The sequence below is a fragment of the Ruegeria sp. YTSA105 genome, assembly GCF_059610225.1.
The window spans coordinates 65,880-76,439 of record NZ_JBXWNE010000019.1 but is presented as its reverse complement, the minus strand read 5'-3'; the positions used below and the strand labels follow the sequence as shown (position 1 = coordinate 76,439).

Here is a 10,560-nt window from a genome sequence, read left to right as displayed (position 1 = left end):
AGCCGAAGCCGAAGCCGAAGCCGAAGCCGAAGCCGAAGCCGAAGCCGAAGCCGAAGCCGAAGCCGAAGCCGAAGCCGCTCTTGCGTCGCCTGATCAGACCATCGCAGAACCGCCGGTCGAAAAACGCGGCGGCTTTATCCCGGCGCTGATTGGCGGTGCGATTGCTGCGGCGGCCGGGTTCGCTCTGGGTCAAAGCGGCGCGTTCTCCTCGGGTGAGTCCGACGCAATCGCCGCGCTTGAGGCGAAGCTGACCGCACAATCCGATCAGATATCAACACTGTCGAAGTCTCTGACCGACGGGTCGGACCTGTCCCAGAAGATTGACACGCTGACCGGCCAAATCGCGCCAATCACCGCTGATCTGGATGGGGTGAAGTCCAGCATATCCGATCTGACCAACAAGGTTGATCCGCTTGCCAGCCGTTTGGCCGAGTTGGAAAGTGGCGCGCTGACGCAGGGCGCTTCACCTGAAACCGGCGCGGCCATCGAGGCCGAGCTGAAAAAACTCCAAGACTCTTTGGCCGCGCAACGGGCCGAGGTGGAAAAGATGGTGTCCGACGCTCAGACGCTCGAGGCCGAGGCCGCAGCAAAATCACTGGCGGCGACCAATGCAGCCCTTCTGTCACGGGTGCATGAACAGTTGAATACGGGTCAACCTTATGGCGACCTGATTGCAGAACTGAAGGCCGCGGGCGTAACCGTTCCCGAGGCGCTGGCAGCACCGGCAACCGAAGGTGTCGCGACGATTGCAGCACTTCAGGACAGCTTTGCGCCCGCTGCGCGCACGGCGCTGGCCGATGCGCGGGACGCGGACAAGGGCACCGGAATTGTCGCGTTTTTGCAGCGCCAGACAGGTGCACGTTCGGTTACCCCGCAAGAAGGTGACAGCCCCGATGCGGTCCTGTCGCGGGCTCAAGCCGCTTTATCGGGCGGAGATGTCTCTGCTGCCCTGGATGAGCTGAAATCCCTGCCCGATGCAGCCAAAGCTGCATTTGAAGGGTGGGAACAGGCGGCCCAGACGCGGGTTTCTGCTGTGGATTCTGCAAATGCGCTTGCCTCAAGCGCGAACTCGAACTGAGGGGCCTGCTATGCTGTGGTCACTGTTTAAGATCCTTGTTTTTGTTGCGATTGTCGGCTTGCTGGCTCTTGGCGCCGGGTTCCTTATGGAAACCAAAGGCGGGGTGCAGATCACAGCGGGTGGCACGGAATACACGCTTGGTCCGCTTCAATCGGTCATTGCGCTGGGCGTGATGATCATTGCGATCTGGCTGTTCTTCAAGCTGCTGACCCTGCTGATCGCCACGCTGAAATTCCTCAATGGGGATGAAACAGCCCTATCGCGTTATTTCGACCGCAGCCGGGAACAGCGCGGATATCAGGCATTAACCGATGGGATCATGGCGCTTGCCTCGGGTGAGGGGCGGATCGCGATGAACAAGGCCGCCAAGGCCGAAAAGCTGCTGAACAAACCCGAGCTGACCAACCTGCTGGTGGCCCAGGCCGCCGAGATGAATGGCGATACCCAAAAGGCATCTGAAACCTATAAGAAACTGGTAACGAATAATGCCACGCGTTTTGTGGGGGTGCGCGGAATCATGAAGCAGAAGCTGGCCGAAGGCGATGATGACACCGCCCGGAAGCTGGCCGAAAAGGCATTGGCCATCAAGCCACGCCATCAGGAAACGCAAGATATCCTGCTGGGCCTGCAGACCAAGTCGCAGGATTGGGCTGGGGCCCGATCAACGCTGACCGCCAAGCTGAAATCCGGGCATTTGCCCCGCGATGTGTTCAAGCGCCGCGATGCGGTGCTCGCCTTGTCCGAGGCAAAGGGCATTCTGGACGAAAGCTCGACCGTAGAACAGCAGGAACAGGCAATCGAGGCCAACCGCCTTTCCCCTGATTTGGTGCCTGCCGCAGCGATGGCTGCCCGTGCCTATATCGAAAAAGGCAAGCCGCGTGCCGCAACGAAGATTCTGAAAAAGGCATGGGAGGCACAGCCACATCCCGATCTGGCCCATGCCTTTGCCGATATTGCACCGGATGAATCACCGGCCGAGCGCATCAAACGCTTTGCGACGTTGACCCGCATACACGCTCAGAATCCGGAAACCTGTCTGATTCTGGCCGAGTTGAACATCGTCGCCGAAGATTTCCCCGAAGCCCGCCGCGCGCTGGGGGATGTGGTCGAAAAACAGGCTGATGCCCGCGCCTATACGCTGATGGCAGCGATTGAACGTGGCGAAGGGGCCTCGGATGTGGTTGTGCAGGGCTGGCTGGCAAAGGCGCTGAACGCGCCGCGCGGGCCGCAATGGGTCTGCGACAACTGCCATGACATTCAGCCGGAATGGGGTCCGGTCTGTCAGAACTGCCACAGCTTTGACACGCTCAGCTGGCAAACGCCGCAAACGCCAGAGATCGCCTCGGCCACCGGTGTTCACATGCTGCCGCTGATCGTTGGCGCGCTTGAGGACAAGGCCGACACCGATATGGATGAGGTCGACGAGGCCGATGAGCCTGAGGTTATCGAGGCAGAGATCGAACCGGTTCGGCCTGATATCGAACCGGCCATCGACGAAAAGACCTAGCGCGCACTTTCCACGTCGAAGGCGTCGTTCCACAGCTTGAACAGCTCGGCCCGTCGGTTCTGATCTCTGGCCACCAATAGAGCCGGCGACAGGGCGATGAACCTTCGGGCGCTGGGCGTTAACCCCGTATCGGCTGTGTCCATCTGGGCGACGAGACCCGAAGTTGCCAGCAGGGTTTGCGCCTGTGGCGACAGGAGAAAATCCAAGAATTCCGTGGCGGCTTGTTTGTTCCGCGCCTGGCGCGGGATCATCAGGGCACGTGACAGGACCAGAGTATAGTCTTCTGGCAGGATCACCCCAATGCCCGGGGCCTTGGCATTGGTCACATAAGACCCCAAAACGTTATAGGCGATCAAAAAGCGCCCATTGGCCACATCGCGGATGATTTCTGCAGAACAGCAAGTGGCCACCGCGTCGATACGTGCAAAACCTTCGATCAAAGAGCCGAAAGTCGTGGCCTCAAGGCTGTCTCCATAGGCAAACAGATAACCCAGACCCGAGGCCGCGATGTCATAGGTTGCCACGCGCCCACGCAGTAGATCCGGCTGGGTTCGCATGATGTCCAGCAGGGCGAACCGGCTGCGTGGGACGTTCTGATCCTTTAACAAGGTCTTGTTATAGACGATGACGGCGGGTTCGGTGGTGATCCCCCACAGCTCATCCCGCCAGCGTCGCGCGGCGGGCAGGGCGTTGGTAAGGTCGGATTGAAACCGGTGTCCGCAGGCGGAATTCACCAGCCAGACCATCTGTTGAATCGCGGATGAGAACACGATGTCTGCAGGATTCTCACCTGATTTACATACCGTGCGGCTGTGTTGGAACAGAGCGTTAGATCCCCATTGTTCATAAGTGACCTGCAGATTGGGGTTCAGCGCCGTAAATCGTTCGAGCACGGGGGCGATGATCGCAATGTCGGTGGTTGACCGGATCAACATCGGATCCTGACCTGCGCCGAATTCTGCGATGGCTTCTTGGGCGCGCGAAAGCGAAGGAATCAAACTCAGCACGACAAGGGCTAGGGCTCGGATCATGTGCTGCTCTCATCTGTTCTGGCCGGGAAACTCAGCGCTGCGCGAAACCCGGTTTCATCCCGCCCCATCTCGACTCGGCCGTCAAAGGCCTCAGCGGTGGATTTCACGATGGACAGGCCCAGGCCGGTGCTGTCCTCGCCCGAACCGGTGCTGCGATTGAACCGGTCCCCCAGCTGATCGGCGATTATGGTCGCAGGCCCGGGCCCCTGATCGCGCACCCACAGAACAGCGCGCGCGCCCTCTTGCGCGGCGCCAATACGGACGGGTGGCAGACCATGACGCAGAGCGTTGCCAAGCAGGTTCTTGGCGGCTTCGCCGATCGAAAAGGCATCGCCATTCACAAGAACTGGCGTATCGCCGATTTCCAGACGCACCTCAATGGTGGGGGCCATCAATTCATGATCGCTGTGTTCCAGCACGTCCAGCGCCACTTCGCGCAGGTCGACGGGCCGGCGCGGGGCGCTGTCGATACGGTGGATCACCATGGCGCGCGACAGCAACTGATCCAGCAGCGTGCCCAGTGACCGGGTGCGCCCCAACAGCCGATCCAGCGCGCGCGTGCGGGCTGGAAGGTCGGGATCGTCCTGCGCAATCTCGGCCTGTACCCGGATTGCGGCCACGGGTGTGCGCAGCTGATGGGCGGTGTCGGCAATCAGGTTTCGCATCGTGTCCACTTGCCGATCCAGCCGCCCCATGAACCGGTTCATCGCGCTTAGCATCACCTGCAACTCGTGTGGCAACCCGTCGCTGGCCATCGGTGTCAGGTCATAAGGATCGCGGCGGGTCAGGTCATCGGACAGCGCCTCAAGCGGGCGCAGGGCCGAGCGGGTGACAAACCACGACATGATCAGCAGAAATATCCCGGCCACCGCCATGGGCAGCAAGGCATCGCGCATCAGGCCCACGGTCATGGATTGGCGCGCGCGCAGGGTTTGGCCGACCAGAATTTCCACCTCGCCCGAGAAATCGCGCTCGGCAAACAGGCGGGTAACGCGGACGAAACGGGCGGGTTCCCCGTTCAGATCAGAGGCGAAATAGACCGGCGCAGTGCCAGTCTGTGGCGGCACCTCGATCACGGTGTCCCGGTCCAGCCCGGTTATGAACGGGCCATCCGGTACCTGAACCGCATAGAAAATACGGTCATCAGGCGCCTGTGCCAACAGTTGAAAGGCCGAGACTGGAAGATCGACAAAGGGTTGGCCATCTTGAATGCGAACGGATTCGGCAATGTCACTGGCCGCGCCCAGCAGCAGCCGGTCATAGGCCTGCCGCGCAGCAAGGCGACCATTGGCCCAGATCGACAGACCAACGAGAAACCCGCCCAGAACCAGGATCAGAACCACCGCGCTTAGAACGCGGGCCGTCAGGCTGTGGGGCAGGCGCAGCCTAGTCATTCAGACCGATCCGATACCCCACCCCACGCTGGGTGGTAATGCTGATGGCGCTGCCGGTGAATTTTTTGCGGAGCCGTGCGATATACAGCTCGATCGCGTTTTCCCCCACATCGGCGTCTTCGAACCCGTAAAGCGAGTTATACAGCCGTGATTTCGACAGATACTGACCTTCGTGCCGGATCAGGGCGTCCAAAACCGCCGCCTCGCGCGCGGTTAGGTTCAGGCGTTTACCGTTCAGCGTGGCGCTGCGATCCTTGGCGGCATAGATCAGCGGACCCAGCGTGATCTGTTCGCTTTTGCGATCGGCATCGCGCCGGACAAGGGCGCGCAACCGCGCCTCAAGCTCGCGCTGGTCAAAAGGCTTGCCCAAGTAATCGTCGGCACCTTTGTCCAAAGCGGCGACACGATCTTCGACCGAAGTCAGTGCTGTCAGCATTAGCACTGGGGTGCGGTCGCCGCTGTCTCGGATTTTGCCCAGAAAGTTCAGGCCGGACCCGTCAGGCAGGTTTATATCCAGAAGCATCGCGTCATAGGTTTGAACTGCGCGGAAATCACCTGCGGATTCGACGGTGGTCGCCAGATCACAAACGACGCCCGACCGCGCCAGATGGGCCATTACGCCCTCGGCCAGATCTACGGCATCCTCGATCATCAATACGCGCATTGTCCCCCCGCGCCCTGCCCTGAATTTCTGTGACAGGTTCGTGACAGCATTATTCTGTAAACAGTACCAGCCCGCAAGGACAGTCCCTTGCGGGAACAGGTTTCGGTTGCAGGACGCAGCCCAAAAAGACCAGAGGAGGAGACACGAATGAAACTGTTTGGAACAAGCGGCGCGATTGCGGCTGCTGTTTTTGCCCTGTCCGGCGTGAGCGCCAGCGCACAGGAATGTATTGCCCCGGCCAACCCCGGCGGCGGTTGGGATTTCACCTGCCGTCAGGTCGGTAAATCTCTGCAGGATCTGGGTCTGATCGACCAGACCATGCAGGTTGTGAACCTGGCCGGCGGCGGTGGCGGTGTTGCCTTTGCCGAGGTCGTCAACAAGCGCGGCGAGGATAATGAGCTGATCGTAGCGGCCAGTGCGGCCACGGCAACCCGCCTGGCGCAGGGCGCCTATCCAGGCAACACCATGGATCAGGTGCGTTGGCTAGCGGCCATCGGTGCGGATTATGGCGTGATCGCCGTTGCTGCCGATAGCGCGGTTAACACGCTGCCCGACCTGTTGGATCAGATCAAATCCGATCCGACGTCTGTGTCCGTGGCGGGCGGTTCCGCCGTGGGCGGTTGGGATCACCTGAAGGTTCTGATCGCGGCCAATGCCTATGGCATCGAGGACGTACGGTCGGTCAAATACATCGCCTTTGATGGCGGCGGCGAAGCTGTGACCCAGCTGTTGGCCGGTTCGGTTCAAGCCTTTACCGGTGACATCTCGGAAGCCAAGGGTTTTGTCGACTCGGGCGATATCAAAGTCATCGCCGTTTTGGCGCCTGAACGTCTTCCCGGCGAATTCGCCGATTTCCCGACGGCCAAGGAACAGGGCATTGATGCCATCGGCGCAAACTGGCGCGGGTTTTACGCCCCTGGCGGAATGAGCGATGAGGCCTATGGCGATTGGGTTGGTAAGATCGGTGATCTTTACGCCTCGGATGAATGGAAAGAGGTCATGGCCGCCAATGGTCTGGCCCCGCTGGACCTGCAAGGCGCAGCTTTCCAGGATTTTGTTGCACAATCCGTGGGTCAGATCCAGACCATCTCGAAAGAGATCGGGATCATCAAATAAGACCAGCACTCACCTGAGAGCGGGGTGTCGCGCCGGGCGCGCGGCACCCCGACCAGACCCATACTTCCCTTACATAGGAGATACCCATGAGTGATCGCATATTCGGGGTCTTCGGCATTCTTCTTGCCATCGGCTTTGCCCTGTCAGCGCTGGCGATTGAAGAGAGCTTTCTGTCAGACGCGGTTGGCCCCAAGGCCTTTCCACTGATTGTCGCCGCCATCCTTGGCCTTTCCAGCGCGGTCATCGCGTTGCGCCCGGATGCCGAGCCCGAGTGGCCCGCGCTGGGCCGGCTGGTCGAAGTCGGCGCCGCTGTAGTCGTGATGATCTTCTATGCCGAGCTGTTGCCGGTTCTGGGATTTGTAATCTCTACCGCCTTTGCTGCGGCTTACCTGGCTTGGCGGCTGGGATCTGGTCCGATCGAAAGCGTAGTGGTCGGAATCGGTACTTCTGTCGGTATCTACGTCATCTTCCATCTGGTTCTGGGCCTGTCACTGGCTCGCGGACCATTGGGTTTCTAAGGGGAACGTCATGGAAACTCTTGCATCCCTTGGCGATGGATTCGCTATCGCGCTGACATGGCAAAACCTGTTGCTGGCCCTGTTGGGTTGTTTTCTGGGCACGATCATGGGCGCGTTGCCCGGTCTGGGACCGTCGAACGGCGTGGCCATTTTGATCCCTCTTGCGTTCACGCTGGGGCTGGGCGCGACGCCGTCTCTGATCCTGCTGACCAGTGTTTATTATGGGGCAATGTATGGCGGGAGAATCTCATCGATCCTGCTGAACATCCCTGGGGACGAACCTGCGATGATGACCTGCTTGGACGGGCATCCGATGGCCAAAAAAGGCCTTGCGGGCGAGGCGCTCTCGCTGTCCGGTATCGCCTCATTCATTGGTGCGTTTCTGGCCACATGGGGCCTGATCTTTCTGGCGCCGCAGCTGGTCAAGATCGCGCTGCTGTTTGGACCGGCTGAATATTTCGCCCTGTTCGCGCTGGCCTTCATGACGCTGGGCGGCGTGTCCTCGACCAATCAGGCGAAATCGGCTTTTGCAGCTGCGCTGGGCCTTGGGTTGGCAACCATTGGTGTCGATACCCAGACCGGCGTGCCGCGGTTCACTTTTGGCGAAGTGCACCTGTATGATGGGCTGGATTTCCTTGTCGCCATTGTCGGCCTGTTTGCCCTGTCCGAAGTGTTCATCTTTCTGGAGAACCGTCATGGCGGATCGGATGCCGCTGGGCGCAAGTTGAATATCGGGCGGCTTTACCCGCCGATGTCTATGATCAAGCAATGCATGCCGACCATGCTGCGCACCTCATTCCTGGGCTTTCTGGCGGGGGTTCTGCCGGGGGCCGGGGCGTCTTTGGGCTCGTTTATTTCCTATTCGATGGAGAAACGGTTGGTCGACAAGGACAACACATTTGGCACCGGTGATCCGCGTGGCGTCGCCGCGCCCGAGGCCGGCAACAACGCCGCCGCCGGGGGGGCCTTGGTGCCGATGCTGGCGCTGGGCGTGCCGGGGTCAGGGACCACCGCCGTGCTGCTGGCGGTTCTGTTGGCGCTGAATATCACGCCCGGACCGCTGCTGTTCACCCAGAACCCGGATGTGGTCTGGGGCCTGATTGCGGCACTGTTCATTGCCAACTTTATGTTGCTCGCGATGAATATCCCGATGGTGGGCCTGTTCACCCGCGTCCTGATGGTGCCCTCGCGTATCCTGATGCCCGTCGTGGCGATGGTCAGCTTTGTGGGTATTTACGGCATCTCGGGGTCCAGCTTTGATCTGCTGGTGATGATCGGGTTCGGTGTCATGGGCTGGGTTCTGCGCAAGCTGGACGTGCCGCTGGTGCCGATCATTCTGGGCACGCTGCTGGGCAACTCGATGGAGAATAACCTGCGCCGTGCGGTCACCATCGACAATGGCAACTGGTGGACGCTGGTTGACAGCCCGCTGGCCATCGGCTTGTGGTCCATTGCCCTGATCGGATTTGTTCTGCCTCTGATTGTAGGCGCGCGTGTCAAAGCCAAGATGCATCAGCGCCGCGACGAAGAGGGCGCGATCAGCGACTGACCGCATTGGGCGTCACCGCAAACCGGTGGCGCCCGATTAGGTAAGATTTGGGGTCGCGTATCCTGATCTGAAACAAAAAATTGAAACATTTGGCAAAAACCGCGTTATTGATAGGCACAAAGCTGTTGTGCGAAGGATGCCAGAATGGAACTCAGTGACGAAATCCGCATCGCTGCCCCGCGGGACGTGGTGTATGAGGCGCTGAACAACCCCGATATCCTGCAGGAATGTATCCCCGGCTGCGAAGAGCTGACCCAATCTTCGCCGCAAGACCTTGAGGCAAAGGTGGTTCTGAAAATCGGTCCGGTGAAAGCGCGGTTCGCGGGTCAGGTCACGCTGGATAAATCCAAGGCACCGGACGGATTTTCGCTGCAGGGCGAGGGCAAGGGCGGGGCTGCGGGGTTTGCCAAGGGCGGTGCCGATGTGACCCTGACCGAAGACGGGTCCGAGACGGTTCTTGCCTATACTGCTAAGGTGGATGTCGGCGGCAAGATCGCCCAGCTTGGCAGCCGTTTGATTGCCGGGACTGCCAAGAAACTGTCGGGGAAATTCTTTACCCGGCTCGGAGAGATCGTCTCAGAACAATCCGGCAGCTAGCCAGTTTCGCGCATTTCAGTTGACGGCGACCTCATTCGGCGCAATCACAAGAAAAACTGGCGGGCCAAACCCGAAGCAGGAGGCCAGAGTGATGGATTACGCGCAGCTGGAACGTCTTGAGAAGCGGGTTTCACTCAAGCCCAATGACCGACAGGCCATCCGGCAGCTTGTGACGATGCTGGAATACTCCAACCTACCGAAACAGCATCTGGGCGCCTACAGCAAAGCGCAGCTTGAGGTGACGGGCGGGTTGAAAAAGGGCTGGCAGGCAGCCCTGGTCGACACCGGACGGCAGACCGCCGCCTATTCTGGTTGGATGAAAGCCCTGGACACACAGAAAATCCAGTTGGCCGTGCCCATCGCCCAGATCTATGTGGGTCAAACCATCACCATCAATGGCGAGCATGGGAATTGCGGCCAACGCCTGAATTTCTTTGAAGAAACCAAGGTGATTTGTGGACTGTGCCACGAGTGCTACAAGGTGCAGATCCTGCCAGAGAACCTTGAGGGGATGTTTCAGGTCTATTTCTTGCTGCTCAACCTGCAGCTGCCCAGGGACAATGCCAGAAAAAGCATGATCGAGCTGCGCGAAGCGGTCAAGTTTCCCTATAAGGCGTATATCTATTGTGAGTCGATCGCAGAGGCGAAAGAGTGTCTTGCGATTTTCCGTGCCGCACAGGCGGAATTTGAGATCACTGGGGTTCACTCAAAAATATCCCACGGATGTTCTGAATACAGTATGGAATACCCCGCGTTTAAGTATTCCGAGGGTGCGGGGGACGACTTTGAAACACCATCCGATTGGAGCGGGATCGAAGAGGCGTATTTCACGGACATTCCGATGCCTGCCCCGGAAAGACCAAGCAATTCCAAACCGATCCTCAGCTTGCGGGACGTTTTTGCCTTTCGGACATGGGTCAGGTTCGCTGAGCTGATCGGTGATAAATCCTGCGAAAAATATGGGACGCGCCTTGGCCCGGAGCTGCCTCAGCCCTTCGTCAAGCGTGTACAGGGGCAGGCGCGGGACCGGCACAGGGAAATGGTGGAGCTTTCTGCACAGGGTTAGCAGCTGTAGCCCATGTGCCAGTGCTGACGCGCGACCGTGG

10 protein-coding genes are annotated in these 10,560 nt (G+C 59.6%); 7 read left to right on the top strand and 3 right to left on the bottom strand.

All coding sequences use genetic code 11. The features are described 5' to 3' along the window. Together AC2FH2_RS18460 and AC2FH2_RS18455 are read left to right on the top strand one after the other, a co-directional pair. Nucleotides 1–1,078, top strand: a 1,078-nt coding sequence (locus AC2FH2_RS18460) for a COG4223 family protein (protein ID WP_496824757.1), incomplete at its 5' end; no start/stop codon positions are given. A 10-nt stretch (nucleotides 1,079–1,088) separates the two neighbouring features. Then, nucleotides 1,089–2,585: a heme biosynthesis protein HemY gene (locus AC2FH2_RS18455; RefSeq protein ID WP_271950672.1), complete on the top strand. Its 1,497-nt coding sequence runs from the start codon at nucleotides 1,089–1,091 to the stop codon at nucleotides 2,583–2,585. On the opposite strand, the gene AC2FH2_RS18450 is transcribed toward AC2FH2_RS18455, so the two are convergent. Genes AC2FH2_RS18450 through AC2FH2_RS18440 form a run of 3 tightly spaced genes read right to left on the bottom strand, consistent with a single transcriptional unit; the run spans nucleotide 2,582 to nucleotide 5,674 of the window. Further along, complete coding sequence (locus AC2FH2_RS18450) at nucleotides 2,582–3,616, bottom strand: ABC transporter substrate-binding protein (RefSeq protein WP_496824755.1); 1,035 nt, start codon at nucleotides 3,614–3,616, stop codon at nucleotides 2,582–2,584. The genes AC2FH2_RS18455 and AC2FH2_RS18450 overlap by 4 nt on opposite strands. Further along, nucleotides 3,613–5,010 carry a sensor histidine kinase gene (locus AC2FH2_RS18445; protein WP_496824753.1) on the bottom strand — a complete coding sequence of 466 codons (1,398 nt, stop codon included), beginning with the start codon at nucleotides 5,008–5,010 and terminating at the stop codon, nucleotides 3,613–3,615. Before AC2FH2_RS18445 ends, AC2FH2_RS18450 begins: the two co-directional genes overlap by 4 nt. Then, a complete protein-coding gene (locus AC2FH2_RS18440; RefSeq protein WP_496824751.1) occupies nucleotides 5,003–5,674 on the bottom strand; it encodes a response regulator transcription factor in 672 nt (223 codons plus the stop codon). Before AC2FH2_RS18440 ends, AC2FH2_RS18445 begins: the two co-directional genes overlap by 8 nt. A 147-nt stretch (nucleotides 5,675–5,821) precedes the next feature. On the opposite strand from AC2FH2_RS18440, the gene AC2FH2_RS18435 reads away from it, so the two are divergent. From AC2FH2_RS18435 to AC2FH2_RS18415, 5 genes are all read left to right on the top strand, one after another. Beyond that, nucleotides 5,822–6,790: a Bug family tripartite tricarboxylate transporter substrate binding protein gene (locus AC2FH2_RS18435; protein ID WP_142637503.1), complete on the top strand. Its 969-nt coding sequence runs from the start codon at nucleotides 5,822–5,824 to the stop codon at nucleotides 6,788–6,790. 86 nt (nucleotides 6,791–6,876) lie between these two features. Continuing rightward, on the top strand, nucleotides 6,877–7,308 hold the full coding sequence (locus AC2FH2_RS18430) for a tripartite tricarboxylate transporter TctB family protein (protein ID WP_142637505.1): 432 nt from the start codon (nucleotides 6,877–6,879) through the stop codon (nucleotides 7,306–7,308). A 10-nt stretch (nucleotides 7,309–7,318) separates the two neighbouring features. Continuing rightward, nucleotides 7,319–8,857, top strand: a complete 1,539-nt coding sequence (locus tag AC2FH2_RS18425) for a tripartite tricarboxylate transporter permease (RefSeq protein ID WP_142637508.1) — start codon at nucleotides 7,319–7,321, stop codon at nucleotides 8,855–8,857. A gap of 144 nt (nucleotides 8,858–9,001) precedes the next feature. Then, the gene (locus tag AC2FH2_RS18420; RefSeq protein WP_142637510.1) at nucleotides 9,002–9,454 is read left to right on the top strand and encodes an SRPBCC family protein; all 453 of its coding nucleotides are present in this window, start codon (nucleotides 9,002–9,004) and stop codon (nucleotides 9,452–9,454) included. 91 nt (nucleotides 9,455–9,545) lie between these two features. Next, nucleotides 9,546–10,520 carry a hypothetical protein gene (locus AC2FH2_RS18415; protein WP_281973874.1) on the top strand — a complete coding sequence of 325 codons (975 nt, stop codon included), beginning with the start codon at nucleotides 9,546–9,548 and terminating at the stop codon, nucleotides 10,518–10,520. Nucleotides 10,521–10,560 lie beyond the last annotated feature (40 nt).

Bases quoted from the DNA above. Each gene is read 5' to 3' on its own strand.
- AC2FH2_RS18455 (WP_271950672.1), top strand. From the start codon at position 1,089: ATGCTGTGGTCACTGTTTAAGATCCTTGTTTTTGTTGCGATTGTCGGC.
- AC2FH2_RS18450 (WP_496824755.1), bottom strand. From the start codon at position 3,616: ATGATCCGAGCCCTAGCCCTTGTCGTGCTGAGTTTGATTCCTTCGCTT.
- AC2FH2_RS18445 (WP_496824753.1), bottom strand. From the start codon at position 5,010: ATGACTAGGCTGCGCCTGCCCCACAGCCTGACGGCCCGCGTTCTAAGC.
- AC2FH2_RS18440 (WP_496824751.1), bottom strand. From the start codon at position 5,674: ATGCGCGTATTGATGATCGAGGATGCCGTAGATCTGGCCGAGGGCGTA.
- AC2FH2_RS18435 (WP_142637503.1), top strand. From the start codon at position 5,822: ATGAAACTGTTTGGAACAAGCGGCGCGATTGCGGCTGCTGTTTTTGCC.
- AC2FH2_RS18430 (WP_142637505.1), top strand. From the start codon at position 6,877: ATGAGTGATCGCATATTCGGGGTCTTCGGCATTCTTCTTGCCATCGGC.
- AC2FH2_RS18425 (WP_142637508.1), top strand. From the start codon at position 7,319: ATGGAAACTCTTGCATCCCTTGGCGATGGATTCGCTATCGCGCTGACA.
- AC2FH2_RS18420 (WP_142637510.1), top strand. From the start codon at position 9,002: ATGGAACTCAGTGACGAAATCCGCATCGCTGCCCCGCGGGACGTGGTG.
- AC2FH2_RS18415 (WP_281973874.1), top strand. From the start codon at position 9,546: ATGGATTACGCGCAGCTGGAACGTCTTGAGAAGCGGGTTTCACTCAAG.